Origin of the sequence: Plantactinospora sp. BC1, assembly GCF_003030345.1 — a bacterium.
Classification (GTDB): domain Bacteria; phylum Actinomycetota; class Actinomycetes; order Mycobacteriales; family Micromonosporaceae; genus Plantactinospora.
The window spans coordinates 7688481-7703278 of sequence record NZ_CP028158.1 but is presented as its reverse complement, the minus strand read 5'-3'; the positions used below and the strand labels follow the sequence as shown (position 1 = coordinate 7703278).

Sequence of the window (14798 nt, the reverse complement as noted above, 5' to 3'; positions counted from 1 at the left end):
CGCCGCTGGTCAGCGTTCGACCGGTGGACGTTGCTGGGCCGGGGCCGGCGGGTGCGCCGCCCCGGGCCCGGGGCACCCGGTCAGGGGCACCGGACGACCTGCCCGGCGTAGGTGAGGCCGCCGCCGAAGCCGAACAGCAGTACGGGGGCGCCGGAGGGCACCTCCCGGCGTTCGACGAGCTTGGAGAGGGCCAGCGGCACGCTCGCCGCCGAGGTGTTGCCGGACTCGACGATGTCCTTGGCGATGACCGCCTGCGGCATGTCGAGCCGCTTCGCGATGCCCTCGATGATCCGCAGGTTGGCCTGGTGCGGCACGAACGCGGCGATCTCCGACGGGGCGACGCCGGCCCGTTCGCACGCCTTCAGGGCGAGCGGGGCGAGCGCGGTGGTGGCCCAGCGGAAGACGGACTGCCCCTCCTGCTGGATGTACGGGCGCCAGCCCTCGATCCGGACCGCGTCGCTGCGCTCCGGGACCGAGCCCCAGACCACCGGCCCGATGCCGTCCGGCTCGCCCTCCCCGGTGGCGGTGAGTACCGCGGCACCGGCGGCGTCGCCGAAGAGGATGCAGGTCGACCGGTCGGTCCAGTCGACGAAGTCGGAGAGCTTCTCCGCGCCGATCACGATGGCGTTGCGGGAGGCGCCGGCCCGCAGCGCGTGGTCGACGGTGCCGAGCGCGTAGGAGAAGCCGGAGCAGGCGGTGTTGATGTCGAACGCGCCCGGGGCGTCGATGCCGAGCTTGGCGGCGACCCGGCAGGCGGTGTTCGGGCTGCGGTCCACGGCCGAGCAGGTGGCCACCACCACGAGGTCGATGTCGGAGGCGGCCAGCCCCGAGTTGGCCAGCGCCTTGTCGGCCGCGGCGGCGGCCATGTCGGCGACGGTCTCGGTGTCGGCGATCCGCCGGGTGGCGATGCCGACCCGGTCGCGGATCCAGGTGTCGTTGGTGTCGACGATCTGGGCCAGGTCGTCGTTGCTGAGGACCCGTGACGGCTGGTAGTGGCCGAGCGCGATCATCCTGCTCACCGGGTCACCGCCAAGCGGTGGCCCGGGGTACGGTGGCCGGTCATGAAAGCTGTCCTCCGATGCGGGCGAGGGGCTGGCCCGGGGCGACCGGGTCGTCGTGGTGGGCGAGCCATTCGGTGAGCACGCCGGAGCCGTGCGCGGTGACCTCGACCGCGCCTTGCCGGGTGGTGACGTGGCCGACGACCTGCCCGGACTCGATGGCGGCTCCCTCGGCGAGGTCCTCGACCGGAGCGAAGGTGCCGGCGGTGCCGGCCACCACCACCCGGGACCGCGCGGCGGGCGCGGGCCGGGACGGTGTGCCGTGCCGGGCGATCAGGTCGCGGGCCGCGGCCAGGTCGCCCGGGGTGTTCAGGGTGACGATCTCGGGGACCTGCCCGGTGCCCTTGAGTTCCCGCTTGATCAGCCCGGCCAGGGTGCCGGCCGGGGGCAGCTCGATCACCGCGGTGACGCCGAGGTCGACGAGGCGGCGGACGCAGAGGTCCCAGCGGACCGGGGCGGTCACCTGGCGTACCAGGCGCTGCCGCATCTCCCGGCCGTGGCCGACGGCGGCACCGTCGGCGTTGGAGAGCAGGATCCGGGTCGGGTCGGCCGGGACGATCCCGGCGGCGACGGCGGCGAGGGCCCGCTCGGCCGGTGCCATGTACGGGGTGTGGAAGGCGCCGGCCACCTTGAGGGCGATCACCTTGGTGCCGGCGGGCGGGTTGGCGGCGAACTTGGCCAGCCGGTCGACCGCGCCGGCCACCACGAGCTGGCCGGCGCCGTTGAAGTTGGCCGGGTGCAGCTCGTGTGCCGCCAGTGCCTCCAGCACCTCCTCCGGGTCGCCGCCCATCACCGCCGACATCCCGGTCGGTTCGAGCGCACAGGCGGCGGCCATCTCCCGGCCCCGTACGCCGGCCAGGGTGACCGCCGCCTCCGGGCTCAGTACGCCGGCCAGTGCCGCCGCGGCCAGTTCGCCGACGCTGTGCCCGGCGGTGACCGACACGTCGTGCATCGGAAGCTGTTCGGCGGCGAGCAGGGCGGCGGCGACCAGCAGCGGCTGGGTACGCGCGGTGTCCCGGATCTCCTCGGCGTCGCCCTCGGTGCCGAGCCGGACGAGGTCCACGCCGGCCAGCGCGGACCACCAGCGCAGCCGTGCCTCGGTGCCGGGCAGGTCGAGCCACGGGGTCAGGAAGCCGGGCTTCTGGGAACCCTGGCCGGGTGAGAGTACGGCGAGCACGCTTACGACTCTCCTGGATCAAGCGCTCCGGCGCGGTTGCCGTGATGTACCAATCCGCACTACGACCTTTGTGAGGACCCTACAAAAATCCATGGCGATCACGGACTTCTCGTTCCGTCTGTCCCAATCGGGGTTAGTGTCCCGCCCCAGGTCCGACCGGGGCGGCCGGGTCCAGCCGCCCGATCGTCAGCGCCATCCGCAACGCGAAGGCGTCCCGGGCGGTCAGCGGGGAGAATCCCGTCACATCGGCGACCCGGCGCAGCCGGTACCGGACGGTGTTCGGGTGCACGAAGAGGGTCCGGGCGGCACTCTCCAGTACCCCGCCGGCGGCGAAGAACGCGTCCAGGGTCTCCAGCAACTCGCCGCCGGCCCGGACCAGCGCCGCGTAGACGTCCTGGCGCAGCGCCCGTCGGGCCTCCGGGTCACCGGCCAGGGCCCGCTCGGGGAGCAGGTCGGCGGCGGCCACCGGGCGGGGTGCGGCCGGCCAGGCCGGTGCGGCCCGGAAGCCGGCCAGTGCCGCCCGGGCCGAGTCGGTCGCCGCGTCCAGGCTCGGTACCGCCGGACCGACCACCACCGGGCCGGGGCCGAAGCCGGCGAGCATCTTCGCGGTGGCGGCCAGCGGGTCGGTGGCGCCGCCGAGTACCAGGACGAGCCGGTCGCCGTGCACCCCGCCGATCATCTCCAGGCCGAGTCGCCGGGTGACCCGGTAGATGGTGTGCAGCACGGCGGCGACCTCGCCGCCCGGGGAGCGGCCCACCGCCACCGCCACCGGCGGGGCGTCGGTCCAGCCCAGCGCCGCCGCCCGGCTGGCCAGCACGTCGGGGGAGTCGCCCCGGAGTAGCGCGTCCACCAGCAGCGCCTGGAGCCGGGCGTCCCAGGAGCCGCGCGACTCGGCGGCCCGCGCGTAGACCCGGGCGGCGGCGAAGGCGATCTCCCGGGAGAACTTGAGCACCGCCTCGTGCAGCAGCCGTTCCTCGCCCGGCGCCGCCAGGTGCGGCACCTGTTCCTCCACCACGTCGATGGTCACCTTGATCAGGGCCACCGTCTGCTGGAGGCTGATCGACCGGGCCAGCGCCCGGGGCGCGGCGGCGAAGACCTCGTCGGGGCTGTCCGCCAGGGCGTCGGCGCCGCCGGGGCCGTCGGCGGCCGGCCGCGACCGCAGCCACTCGACCAGGGACCGGACGCCGGCCTGGGCGACCAGCATCACCCAGGAGCGCTGCTCGGCCGGCAGGTCGCGGAACCAGGGCAGGGTCTCGTCCATCCGGGTGACGCTGGCGCTGGCCAGCGTGCCCGCCGCCCGCTCGATCCGGCGCAGCGTGGCCGCCAGTTCGCCGTCACCCGCCTCGCTCGCCATCGGCCCAGCGTGCCACGCGGAACTCCGGACGCCGCCACCGGCCGTGGCATCATGGCCCGATGGTCGCCCGCCCGCCGCTGGTCGTCCCGCTGCTCGCGCTCGCCGGCTTCCTGGCGCTGCTCGCCCTGACCGTGGCCGGCTGGGCGCCGCTGGACCGCTTCGACGCCGCCGTCAGCGACGCCTTCCGGGGGTACGGCGACGCCAGCCCCCGCACCGTCGACGTGCTGCGGATCGCCACCGACGTCGCCGCCACGGTGCCGTTCCTGGTCGCCGGCCTGGCCGTCACGGTGGGGCTGGCCGCCCGGGGCGGGCGCCGGCCGGCGGCGTTCTGTGCTCTGGTGACGGTGCTGATCCCGGTGCTCTGGGGGCTGATGCACTGGCTGGTGTACCACCCCCGGCCGGAGAACGGCTTCGTCGTGATCACCAGCAACGGGTTTCCGAGCGGGCACACCAGCAACGCGGCGGCGGCGGCGCTGGTGGCCGTACTCCTGCTCTGGTCCCGGCTCGGCAAACCGGGCCGGGCGCTCACCGTCGGGCTGGCCGTGGCCTTTGCGGCCTTCGTCGGGCTGACCCGGGTGGCCCTGCTGGCGCACTGGCCGACCGACGTGCTCGGCGGCTGGCTGCTCGCGCTCGCCGTCGTCCCGCTGGCCGCCCGGGCGGTGCGGCGCCCGGCCGGCACTCCGCAGCTCCGCGAGGCCAGTCCGGACCGCGCCGTCCGGTAGACCCGGCCCCATCCCCGGCCAACGGGGGCGGGCAGGTCAGGGCGGTGGCGGCAGGGCCAGCTCCTGGGCGAGGATCGCCGCCTGTACCCGGCTGCGCAGGCCGAGCTTGCCGAGGATCCGGCTCACGTGCGTCTTGGTGGTGCTCTCCGCCATCGTCAACCGCTCGGCGATCTGCTGGTTGGAGAGCCCGAGGCCGAGACAGGCCAGCACGTCCCGTTCCCGTGGCGTCAGGTCGGCCAACGCCGCCCGGGCGGTCGCCGGGGTGGCCGGTACGGCGGCGGCGAAGGCGCTGATCAGCCGACGGGTCACCGCCGGTGCGATGATCCCCTCGCCCCGGGCGACGGTACGCACCGCGTCGACCAGCCCGGTGGCGTCGGTGTCCTTGAGCAGGAACCCGGAGGCGCCGGCCCGGAGCGCGCCGAAGACGTACTCGTCGAGGTCGAACGTGGTCAGCACGAGGACGTCGGCGAGCCGCTCGGCGACGATCTCCCCGGTTGCCGAGACACCGTCGAGCCGGGGCATCCGGACGTCGAGCACCGCCACGTCCGGCCGGAGCCGCCGGCAGAGCGCCACCGCCTCCTCGCCGTCGGCCGCCTCGCCGACCACCTCCAGTCCGGGCGTACCGGCGAGGATCAGCACCAGACCGGCCCGCACCGCGTCCTGGTCGTCGGCGACCACCACCCGGATCACCCGGCCCGCCCCGGTCGCGTCGGCGGTCCCGGGCCGGTCGACGCCGGTCGGGTCGGCCACCGTGGACCCGCCGCCGGCCGGGTCGGCGTCCGGCCCGGTCACGGCCGGACCGTCGGTGCCGCAGCCGGCCGGCCGGTCTCCCCGTCGGCGTCGCCCGCCCCGGGCGTCCCGGTGGGCGGGGCCGGCGGGCCGGGGAAGTCGGCGTTCGGCAGTTCCGCGTGCACCCGCCAGTTCGCTCCGCGCGGGCCGGCCTCGAACCGGCCGCCGAGCAGGGCGGCCCGCTCCCGCATCCCGATCAGGCCGGCACCCGCCCCGGGCAGCCCGGCCCCGGCCGCGGCCCCGGCACCCCGGGGCTCGCCGGAGCGGGCCAGCGGGTTCACGATGGTGAGGTTGACCGAGCGGCGCTCGTGGCAGATGGTCAGGATGGTCTGGCCGGCGCCGTGCTTGAGCGCGTTCGTCAGCGACTCCTGGACGATCCGGTACGCGGCCAGGTCCACGCCGACCGGCAGCGGGCGTGCCTCGCCGGTCGTCTCGAACCGTACCGGGAGGCCGGCGTCCCGGGCCTGGCCGACCAGCCGGTCCACCTCGGCGAGCCGGGCCCGGACGGGACCGTCGCCCGTGCCCAGCCGGGCCGGTTCGGTGCCGGGGAGGCCGCCCCGGGCCGGTGCCCCGGTCGACTCCGCGCCGGCCCCGGAGCGGGCACCCGAGGCGGAACTCCCGCCCCCGTCCGAGGCGGCCGGCCGGCCCGGGTCACGGCTGGGCGGAGCGGGCTCGGCGCCGGTCGGGACCGATCCGGGGTCGGCCGGTTCCCGGAGCAGGCCGATCATCTGCCGCATCTCGGCGAGCCCCTGCACGCTGTTCTCCCGGATCACCCGCAGCGCCTGGTCGAGCTGGGCCCGGTCCAGCCCGGAGACCGAGAGCGCCGCGGTGGCGTGGATGGCGACCGCGCTCAGGTGGTTGGCGACCACGTCGTGCAGTTCCCGGGCCATCCGGCTCCGCTCCGCCGCCACCGCCTGGCGCCGGTCGAGTTCGGCCAGCCGGGCGGTCTGCTCGGCCCGGGCGCGTTCGGCGGCGGCCTGGTCGCGGTACTGCCGGACGCCGATGCCGCTGACCACCGGCAGTACCCCGATCAGCACCACCGGGATCGCCAACCCGATGCCCTGCCAGGCCGGGGTGGCCAGCAGGACCCCGACCAGCGCGGCAAGGCCGGTGAGTGCCAGGTTGACCTGGAGCAGCCGGCGCCAGAGCCGCGCCGACCCGTAGACGCAGGAGTCGAAGAGCACCTGGGTGTAGACCAGCGTGGTGCCCAGCGACGGTCCGTGCAGGAGGTCGACGACGACGGCGACGGTGCCCAGCGCCAGCCCGAGCCGGGTCGCCACCCGGCGCAGCGCCACGGCCAGGCAGGTCACGGCGAGGGTGCCGACGGTGAGACCCGGCGAGGCGTCCAGCAGGCCGGGGTTGAGCGGGTGGTAGACCCCGAGCGCCATCATCAGCAGCCCGCCGGCCAGGGACGCGGACGCCAGCGCGATGTCCCGGGACAGGGACCCGCGTTCCAGGCGCAGCCGTGCGGTCACCCCTCGATCCCATCACACCGGCGGGCCGTTCCCGTCGGCCCCGACGACGAGGCGGCCCCGGCCGGGGTCCGTCGAAGGGTGTACGCGTACCTCTTTCGGCGGACCCGGATCTCGGTATCGGTACCGAGGTCCCGGCCCGCCGCGCTGCCGAGACTGGTGACAGTGACCGGGCGGGTGGCGGCCGGGTGAGGATCGGGGGTACGGCATGCTGGCGGTGATCGCCGCGGGCGAGATCGGGTTCTGGGTACTGCTCGGTGCCGGCCTGATCGCGCGCTATCCGCTCCGGATGCCCCGGCTCGGCGCGCTGCTGCTGCTCGGTACGCCGTTGATCGATCTTGTGATCCTGGTCGCCACCGTGATCGACCTGCGCGCCGGTGCCACCGCCAACTTCACGCACGGGCTCGCGGCGGCGTACCTCGGCTTCTCGGTCGCCTTCGGGCACAGCATGATCCGCTGGGCCGACCAGCGGTTCGCGCACCGGTTCGCGGGCGGGCCGCCGCCGTGGAAGCCGCCCAGCGGCGGCCGGGCCCGGGCCCGCTACGAGTGGCGGGAGTGGGGTAAGGGGCTGCTCGGCTGGGCCATCGCCTGCGGTCTGCTCGGCCTCGGCATCCTCATGGTCGGCGACCTGGACCGCACCGCCGAGCTGCTGGCCTGGATCGCGCGGCTGAGCGTGGCGATGGTGATCTGGCTCGTCGCCTTCCCGGTCTGGGCGACCGTCTTTCCCAAGCCCGCCGAGCCGGAGTCACCGCCGGCCAGAGGTTAACCGGTTCGTGACCTGGATCTTCCACACCAGCGGAATGCAGCAGTTTCTCGCCACGGCGACGTCGAACTCGTCGTCGGGGACCAGTACGGTGACAAGGTCCCGGTGATGCGCTTTCCCGCACTGGCTCACCGTCAACCGCGTGGGTGCCGCGCGCCGGGGCGACCGCCCACCCGGCGGCGAGTGTGTGTGAGGAGGCCTGGATGGCGCATGACGCCGAGCGTGGCTGTTCGGAGGACGAGCAGGACTCGCTGCTTGGCGATCGTGGGCCGCTGCCCCCGCTCGGCCCGGTCGGTCGGTTCCGCTGGGTCTGTGGTGCCAGTGCCGGGCTGCCGGCCGGCCCGCTCGACGCGACGCCCAACCGGCCCGGCGCGGAGCCGGTGGATCGGCTGTCGGCCGCCGAGCCGGTCGACCCGCCCGGGTCGACCCGCCCGGCGGCGGCGCGGACCGGAGCGCGTCCGGCCGGACCGACGGCAGCGGACGACCAGGTCGGGATGGCGCGGCCGGGCCAGCCGGGGGAGGGCGCCGTGCTGGCCTCCGACGCCGGTGGCGCGGAGCATGCCGCGACCGAACCGGGGCGGCTGGGCGACCGGTCGAGGCTGATTCCCCGCCCCCGCCCCGGCGAGCCCGACGGCGACGACCGGGGCAGACCGGCCGGCGACGACCGGGGCCGACCGGACCCTGACGACCGGGGCCGACCGGACGGCGACGAGCGGGGCCGGCCGGCCGGTGCCACCAGCGGGCCGGGCGAGCCGGGCGCGGCGCCGGGCACGCCGCCCGAGCCGGCGAGCCAGCGTACGCCGGGCTGTCAGACCGATCTGCCGGGCTGGGCCGGGGCGCACCGGCACGGGGCCGTACGCCCGTCGCGGCGCTCCGTCCGGCGTGACCGTCCGCCACGCCGCTGGTGCTGAGCCCCTGCCGCTGCTCTCGCTGCCCCTGACCCGGCGGGCTGCTCCGGTCAGCGGGTGCGGCGCCGGACCAGCAGCGCGATGCCGGCGAGCCCCAGCGTGATGGCGAGCAGCACGGCGCCGTTGAGCAGCATCAACTGCCGCAGTTCACCGAGCAGCCGGTCGACATCCTTACCGGTGCCGATCGCGTCGTCGGGGATCACCCGCTCGCCGCCGCCGATCCCGCCACCGTGCAGGCTGGTGACGGTCTGCTCGGGCAGTGGCGCACCGGCCGCCAGCAGGGCCTCCGCCATGGTCAGCCGACCGAAGAACCAGGCCGCGCCGGGGCGGCTCTTGTCCGGCTGCCGGGCCGGCCGGTAGACCCGGGGCCCGCCCTTGGCCAGCGGGTAGAGGTCGTACGACTGCTGCGCGGCGTCGCCGACGTGCACCACCATGGTGTATTTCGGACCCAGGTCGGCGGCCTTCGGCCCACCCGTGTTGCCGGGGCCCGTCTTCAGGAAGCCCACCTGGTCGAGGAGCGCGGCGAAGAGTTCGGGCTTGCCCTGGGCCCGGATGGTCACCGGGGTCGCCAGGTCCTTGCCGGTGATCACCACCGACGTCGGTCTGGCCGGCTTCGCCTGGGCGGCGCCCGCGATCCCGAGCCAACTCGCCGCCGCGATCAACAACGTGGCCACGCCGACAAGTCGACGACTCACCTCTCCGGCCATCGCCGACCTCCTCGCCCCGTCTCGATGGTGGCCATGATGCAGGTCACGCGCTGGTTGGTCGGTGGAGTGCACGACACTGTCCGGGATGGACCTGTCGTACTCACTACAAAGACTCCGCAGAACGCCGCTCGGTTGCACCTGGACGAGCGGATATTTGGAACTATCTGCGATCTAGGGTCGACTAAGTGACGAGCCAATGATCAGTTGTGCGAAATCGTAGCGGGATGGAGGCGATCATGGGGGCCCGGGTCACCCGTGTCGGGACACTGGTGCTGAGCGTCGTGCTGGTGGCGCTCGGCGTGCTCCTGCCGGCCGGTCCCGCCGCCGCGCACAACTCGCTGACCGGCAGCGATCCCCGCAACGGCGCCCGGCTCGGCAAGGCGCCGGCCACCGTGCGGCTGACCTTCCTGAACAAGCTCGACCCCGGTACCACAAGGGTCACGCTAACCGGCCCGGACAACGTCGACGCGGCGGCGGGAAAGCCGGTCTTCTCCGGCCCCCGGGTCACCGTGCCGGTCCGGCCGGGGGCCGCCGGGCTCTACATCGTCCGGTACCGGGTCGCCTCCGGCGACGGGCACCCGGTCAAGGGGGAGGTCCGGTTCACCCTCACCGTGGGCGCCACCCCGACCGCCTCGCCGACGGCCGCCGTGCCCACCCCGACCGCTCCGGTCGGTTCCGCACCGGCCGCTCCGCCGTCACCGGCCGAGGCGGAGCCGTTGAGCCCGGCCGCCGACTCGTCGGGGCCGGGATGGTGGCCCTGGCTCGCCGGTGCCGTGCTGGCGCTGGCCGCGCTGGCCGGCGCGGTACTGCTCCGCCGCCGGGGATCGGGCCGCCAGGGTTCGGCGAACTGAGGCGCTGCCTCCGTCGGACCAGCCGAAGCGTCGATCCGAGCAGCCGGAGCGTCGATCCGAGCAGCCGAAGCGTCGGTCAGACCAGCCGGAGGCGGGCCGCGCGGAGCCGGCTGAGGCTACGCTCCCGGCCGAGTACGGCCAGCGACTCGAAGAGCGGCAGCCCGACGCCGCGCCCCGTCACGGCCACCCTGACCGGCGCCTGCGCCTTGCCGAGCTTCAGCCCCCGGCGGGCGCCGACCTCCTCCAGGGTCGCCTTCAGCGGCTCGGCCGCCCACTCCGGCAGGGCCTCGAAGGCGGCGATCGCCTCGTCGAGCAGTTCGGCGGAACCCTCCTTCATGGCCTTCGCCCAGGCCGCCTCGTCGATCAGCGGCGAGTCCAGGAAGAGGAAGTCGACGTTCGGCACGATCTCGCTGAGTACGGCGATCCGGGTCTGTGCCAGCGGCGCCACGGCGGCGAACGCGGCCGGGTCGAACTCGGCCGGCTGCCACGGCGGCGGGGCGATGGTGTCGGTACCGGTCAGCCACGGCTGGCAGGCCGCGACGAACTCGTCGACGGACAGCGCCCGGATGTACTCGCCGTTGAAGGCCCGCAGCTTCTTCTCGTCGAAGAAGGCGGGTGACGGGTTCACCTCGGCGAGCCGGAACTCGGACTCGATCACCGACCAGGGCACGATCTCCCGGTCGCCCGAGGGCGCCCAGCCGAGCAGCATCAGGTAGTTGCGCATCGCGTCGGCGAGGTAGCCCTCGTCCCGGTACGCCTCCAGGGCCACCTTGTCGCGCCGCTTGGAGAGCTTCTGGCGCTTCTCGTTGACCACCACCGGCACGTGGGCCCAGATCGGCGGCTTGACCCCGAGCGCGTCCCAGAGGAGCTGCTGCTTGGGGGTGTTCGGCAGGTGCTCCTCGGCCCGGATCACGTGCGTGATGCCCATGGTGAGGTCGTCCACGACGTTGGCCAGCAGGAAGACCGGCGAGCCGTCGCCCCGGGCGATCACGAAGTCCTCGATCAGCCTGTTCTCGAAGGTCGGCTCGCCGCGGATCAGGTCGACGACCACCGTCTCGCCCTCGTCGGGGGTGCGGAAGCGCAGGGCGCGTCCCGGTGCCGCCTCCAGGCCGCGGTCGCGGCAGAAGCCGTCGTAGCCCTGGTACTGCGAGCCGGTGCGGGCCTGGATCGCCTCCCGGGTGCAGTCGCAGTAGTACGCCCGGCCGGCGCGGTGCAGCCGGGTCGCGGCGTCGCGGTGCTCGCCCGCGTTCGCGGACTGGAAGTACGGTCCCTCGTAGCTGCCCCGGGCGATCCCGATCCAGTCCAGTGCGGAGAGGATGCCCTCGATCCATTCCGGCCGGTTGCGGGCCGCGTCGGTGTCCTCGACGCGCAGCACGAAAACGCCGCCCTGCTGCTTGGCGAAGATCCAGTTTTGCAGGGCCGAGCGGGCGCCTCCGACGTGGAACATTCCAGTCGGGGAGGGGGCAAAGCGTACGCGTACCGTCACGGCCTCCAGCCTACGCACGGCCCCCGGGCGGCCCGCCACCAGGTTTCCCGTCGTCCGGTTCCACGGGTGCTCCGGGCTGGCGAATCCCACGGCGGTAGTTTCCCCCGGCGTGTCGGTGGCTAATCGTCCGTTTTCGTCCGTAATCGTGAATAAGCTGCCAATGGTCACGGGTTGTCCGCAATGGAGGCGACTGAGGATGATGCTCATCGAACGCAGCACGCGGGTGTCCGCACCGATCGAGGCGGTGTGGGACCTCGTTCAGCGGGCCGAACACCTGCCGGGCTGGCTGGCCGGGGTACGACAGGCGGAGGTGCTCTCCGGGGAGGGCATCGGCCGCCGCCAGCGGGTGCACGCGGCCGGACGGGCGATGGACGCCGAGGTGATCGCGTACCAGGAGCCGACCCTGATCGCCTGGCGCGAGCGGGCCGAGGGCTCCGGGGCCCGGGCCGAGGCCCGCACCGAGGTCTACGTCGAACTGGCACCCGAGGAGGACGGCACCTCGGTACGCCTGATCATGGTCCGTTGGCCCGCCGGTCCGGTCAGCGGGGCGCTGCTGCGCTGGGGGATGCGTCGGGTCGGTGCCGACCTGGAGGGCTCGCTCGCCCGGCTCACCGGGCTGGCCACCGTCGGCTGAGGGGCGGGACGTCGCGACGGCGACGGCCCGCCCCCCAGGCTGCCGATCAGTGCGGAACCGTCAGGAGTCCCCGCCGGTCTCGCCCACCGGTGCCGCCGCGATGTCGTCGATCGCGTACTTCTTCGCGGCCTCGGCCGGCACCGACGCCGGCACCACGCCGCGCCGCGCCAGCTGGCGCAGCGTCGCCACGGTCACCGACTCGGCGTCCACGTGGAAGTGCCGGCGCAGCGCGTGCCGGGTGTCCGAGAGCCCGAAACCGTCGGTGCCGAGCGAGGTGTAGTCGCCGGGGATCCACCGCGAGATCAGGTCCGGTACCGCCCGCATCCAGTCACTGACCGCCACCACCGGTCCGTCGGCGTCGGCCAGCTTGCGCTGTACGTACGGCACCCGAGGCTCGTCGCCCGGGTGCAGGAGGTTGTACTCCTCGCACTCCACCGCGTCCCGGCGCAGCTCGGTCCAGGAGGTGACCGACCAGACGTCGGCCGCCACCCCCCAGTCCTGGGCCAGCAGGTTCTGCGCCTTGAGCGCCCACTGCATGCCGGTGCCCGAGGCGAGGATGTTGGCCCGGGGCGCGTCGCCGCCGTCCTGCCCGCCGACCGACCCCGCCGGCGAGTACTTGTAGATCCCCTTGAGCAGCCCCTCCACGTCCACGTTCTCCGGCTCCACCGGCTGGAGGATCGGCTCGTTGTAGACGGTCAGGTAGTAGAAGACGTTCTCCGGCCGCTCGCCGTACATCCGGTGCAGGCCGTTCTCGAAGATGTGCGCGATCTCGAACGCGAACGCCGGGTCGTACGCCACCACGGCCGGGTTGGTCGCGGCGATCAGGTGCGAGTGGCCGTCCTCGTGTTGCAGGCCCTCGCCGTTGAGCGTGGTCCGGCCGGCGGTGGCGCCGAGCACGAAGCCCCGGGCCATCTGGTCGGCCGCCGCCCAGAACGCGTCGCCGGTGCGCTGGAAGCCGAACATCGAGTAGAAGATGTACAGCGGGATCATCGGCTCGCCGTGCGTGGCGTACGACGAACCGGCGGCGGTGAACGAGGCCACCGAACCGGCCTCGTTGATCCCCTCGTGCAGGATCTGCCCGCTGGTCGACTCCTTGTACGACAGGAACAGCTCCCGGTCGACCGAGGTGTACTTCTGGCCGTGCGGCGAGTAGATCTTCTGGGTCGGGAAGAGCGAGTCCATCCCGAAGGTCCGCGCCTCGTCCGGGATGATCGGCACGAACCGCTTGCCGAACTCGCGGTCCTTCATCACGTCCTTGAGCAGCCGGACGAAGGCCATGGTGGTGGCGATCTTCTGCTTGCCGGAGCCCTTCTTGACGTCGGCGAAGCGCTCGCTGCCCGGCACCGGCAGCGGCGCCCACTCCGTACGCCGGCTCGGCAAGTAGCCGCCGAGCTGCTGGCGCCGCTCGCGCAGGTATTCCGCCTCCTCGGACTTCTCGCCCGGGTGGTAGTACGGCGGCAGGTAGGGGTTGGGCTCCAGCGCCGAGTCGGGGATGTCCAGGTAGAGGCGGTCGCGGAAGCTCTTCAGGTCGTCCAGGGTGAGCTTCTTCATCTGGTGCGTGGCGTTGCGGCCCTCGAAGCTCGACCCCAGGGTCCAGCCCTTGATCGTCTTCGCCAGGATCACCGTCGGCTGGCCGGTGTGCTCGACCGCCGCCTTGTACGCCGCGTAGAGCTTGCGGTAGTCGTGCCCGCCCCGCTTGAGGTTCCAGATCTCGTCGTCGGAGAGCCCCTCGACCATCTTGCGGGTGCGCGGGTCGCGGCCGAAGAAGTGCTCCCGGACGTACGCCCCGGACTCCGCCTTGTAGGTCTGGTAGTCGCCGTCCGGCGTGGTGTTCATCAGGTTGACCAGCGCGCCGTCGGTGTCCGCGGCGAGCAGCGGGTCCCACTCCCGGCCCCAGACCACCTTGATCACGTTCCAGCCGGCGCCCCGGAAGAACGCCTCCAGCTCCTGGATCACCTTGCCGTTGCCCCGCACCGGCCCGTCCAGCCGTTGCAGGTTGCAGTTGATCACGAAGGTGAGGTTGTCCAGCTCCTCGCGGGCGGCCGCGCCGATCGCGCCGAGCGACTCGACCTCGTCCATCTCACCGTCGCCGAGGAACGCCCAGACGTGCTGCTGGGAGGTGTCCTTGATGCCCCGGTGGTGCAGGTAGCGGTTGAACCGGGCCTGGTAGATCGCGTTGATCCCGCCGAGCCCCATCGAGACGGTGGGGAACTCCCAGAAGTCCGGCATCAGCCGAGGGTGCGGGTACGACGGCAGGCCGCCACCCGGGTGCGACAGCTCCTGCCGGAAGCCGTCGAGCTGGTCCTCGGTGAGCCGCCCCTCCAGGTACGCCCGGGCGTACATGCCGGGGGAGCCGTGGCCCTGGTAGAAGATCTGGTCGCCGCCGCCCGGGTGGTTCTTGCCCCGGAAGAAGTGGTTGAACCCGACCTCGTAGAGCGACGCCGAGCTGGCGTAGGTGGAGATGTGCCCGCCCACGCCGATCTCCGGCCGCTGCGCCCGGTGCACCAGCATGGCGGCGTTCCACCGGATGTACGCCCGGATCCGCCGCTCGATGTGCTCGTCCCCCGGGAACCAGGGTTCCTGCTCCGGCGGGATCGTGTTGAGGTAGTCGGTGGTGGTCAGGGGCGGCACCCCGACCTGGCGCTCCCTGGCCCGCTCCAGCAGGCGCAGCATGACGTAGCGGGCGCGTTTGGCACCGCGCTCGTCAATGACACCGTCAAGCGACTCGACCCACTCGCTGGTCTCTTCGGGGTCGATGTCCGGAAGCTGGCTCGGTAGGCCGTCGCTGATCACCGGGCGCTTGCGTTCCGTGGCCACAGGCGTTCCCTAGGTTGTGTGTGGGATAGGTCTCTAGCGCCATCCTGCCCCCTCATGCCT

At 73.6% G+C, this 14798-nt stretch carries 13 protein-coding genes; 5 read left to right on the top strand and 8 right to left on the bottom strand.

Annotated elements, in window-relative coordinates; translation table 11 throughout:
- Positions 1 to 80 precede the first annotated feature (80 nt).
- The 3 genes from C6361_RS33810 to C6361_RS33800 form a co-directional block, all read right to left on the bottom strand.
- On the bottom strand, positions 81 to 1010 hold the full coding sequence (locus C6361_RS33810; RefSeq protein ID WP_107271346.1) for a beta-ketoacyl-ACP synthase III: 930 nt from the start codon (positions 1008 to 1010) through the stop codon (positions 81 to 83).
- A 49-nt stretch (positions 1011 to 1059) separates the two neighbouring features.
- Positions 1060 to 2235: an acyltransferase domain-containing protein gene (locus C6361_RS33805; protein ID WP_107270223.1), complete on the bottom strand. Its 1176-nt coding sequence runs from the start codon at positions 2233 to 2235 to the stop codon at positions 1060 to 1062.
- A 133-nt stretch (positions 2236 to 2368) separates the two neighbouring features.
- Complete coding sequence (locus tag C6361_RS33800) at positions 2369 to 3589, bottom strand: CdaR family transcriptional regulator (RefSeq protein ID WP_107261773.1); 1221 nt, start codon at positions 3587 to 3589, stop codon at positions 2369 to 2371.
- 59 nt (positions 3590 to 3648) lie between these two features.
- On the opposite strand from C6361_RS33800, the gene C6361_RS33795 reads away from it, so the two are divergent.
- Positions 3649 to 4311, top strand: a complete 663-nt coding sequence (locus tag C6361_RS33795) for a phosphatase PAP2 family protein (RefSeq protein WP_107270221.1) — start codon at positions 3649 to 3651, stop codon at positions 4309 to 4311.
- 36 nt (positions 4312 to 4347) lie between these two features.
- Here the strand turns inward: C6361_RS33795 and C6361_RS33790 are convergent, their stop codons facing one another.
- Positions 4348 to 5001 (bottom strand): response regulator transcription factor, encoded by a 654-nt coding sequence (locus C6361_RS33790; RefSeq protein WP_107264336.1) that lies wholly within the window; start codon positions 4999 to 5001, stop codon positions 4348 to 4350.
- A gap of 98 nt (positions 5002 to 5099) precedes the next feature.
- Entirely contained in the window at positions 5100 to 6575 is a 1476-nt protein-coding gene (locus C6361_RS33785; RefSeq protein WP_107270219.1) for a sensor histidine kinase, read from the bottom strand.
- Positions 6576 to 6780: 205 nt separating this feature from the next.
- Here C6361_RS33785 and C6361_RS33780 point away from each other — a divergent pair, with 205 nt between their 5' ends.
- Both C6361_RS33780 and C6361_RS38605 read left to right on the top strand, forming a co-directional pair.
- Positions 6781 to 7338 (top strand): hypothetical protein, encoded by a 558-nt coding sequence (locus tag C6361_RS33780; protein WP_107261767.1) that lies wholly within the window; start codon positions 6781 to 6783, stop codon positions 7336 to 7338.
- Between the two features lie 200 nt (positions 7339 to 7538).
- Positions 7539 to 8246 carry a hypothetical protein gene (locus tag C6361_RS38605; RefSeq protein ID WP_234359171.1) on the top strand — a complete coding sequence of 236 codons (708 nt, stop codon included), beginning with the start codon at positions 7539 to 7541 and terminating at the stop codon, positions 8244 to 8246.
- 47 nt (positions 8247 to 8293) lie between these two features.
- On the opposite strand, the gene C6361_RS33770 is transcribed toward C6361_RS38605, so the two are convergent.
- On the bottom strand, positions 8294 to 8950 hold the full coding sequence (locus C6361_RS33770) for a hypothetical protein (protein ID WP_107261763.1): 657 nt from the start codon (positions 8948 to 8950) through the stop codon (positions 8294 to 8296).
- Positions 8951 to 9156: 206 nt separating this feature from the next.
- Between C6361_RS33770 and C6361_RS33765 the strand changes: the two genes are divergently transcribed.
- Positions 9157 to 9801: a copper resistance CopC family protein gene (locus C6361_RS33765; protein WP_234359170.1), complete on the top strand. Its 645-nt coding sequence runs from the start codon at positions 9157 to 9159 to the stop codon at positions 9799 to 9801.
- Positions 9802 to 9877: 76 nt separating this feature from the next.
- Here C6361_RS33765 and gltX read toward each other — a convergent pair whose 3' ends face one another.
- Positions 9878 to 11287, bottom strand: coding sequence for a glutamate--tRNA ligase (gene gltX, locus C6361_RS33760; protein ID WP_107271343.1), 1410 nt, complete (start codon positions 11285 to 11287; stop codon positions 9878 to 9880).
- A gap of 196 nt (positions 11288 to 11483) precedes the next feature.
- Between gltX and C6361_RS33755 the strand changes: the two genes are divergently transcribed.
- The gene (locus tag C6361_RS33755) at positions 11484 to 11921 is read left to right on the top strand and encodes an SRPBCC family protein (RefSeq protein ID WP_107261761.1); all 438 of its coding nucleotides are present in this window, start codon (positions 11484 to 11486) and stop codon (positions 11919 to 11921) included.
- A gap of 60 nt (positions 11922 to 11981) precedes the next feature.
- On the opposite strand, the gene aceE is transcribed toward C6361_RS33755, so the two are convergent.
- The gene (gene aceE, locus C6361_RS33750; RefSeq protein WP_107261759.1) at positions 11982 to 14738 is read right to left on the bottom strand and encodes a pyruvate dehydrogenase (acetyl-transferring), homodimeric type; all 2757 of its coding nucleotides are present in this window, start codon (positions 14736 to 14738) and stop codon (positions 11982 to 11984) included.
- Positions 14739 to 14798: the final 60 nt, after the last annotated feature.

Excerpts from the sequence above, each read along its gene's own strand:
- C6361_RS33800 (WP_107261773.1), bottom strand. The coding sequence starts at position 3,589 with ATGGCGAGCGAGGCGGGTGACGGCGAACTGGCGGCCACGCTGCGCCGG.
- C6361_RS33770 (WP_107261763.1), bottom strand. The coding sequence starts at position 8,950 with ATGGCCGGAGAGGTGAGTCGTCGACTTGTCGGCGTGGCCACGTTGTTG.
- C6361_RS33810 (WP_107271346.1), bottom strand. The coding sequence starts at position 1,010 with ATGATCGCGCTCGGCCACTACCAGCCGTCACGGGTCCTCAGCAACGAC.
- C6361_RS33755 (WP_107261761.1), top strand. The coding sequence starts at position 11,484 with ATGATGCTCATCGAACGCAGCACGCGGGTGTCCGCACCGATCGAGGCG.
- C6361_RS33795 (WP_107270221.1), top strand. The coding sequence starts at position 3,649 with ATGGTCGCCCGCCCGCCGCTGGTCGTCCCGCTGCTCGCGCTCGCCGGC.
- C6361_RS38605 (WP_234359171.1), top strand. The coding sequence starts at position 7,539 with ATGGCGCATGACGCCGAGCGTGGCTGTTCGGAGGACGAGCAGGACTCG.
- C6361_RS33780 (WP_107261767.1), top strand. The coding sequence starts at position 6,781 with ATGCTGGCGGTGATCGCCGCGGGCGAGATCGGGTTCTGGGTACTGCTC.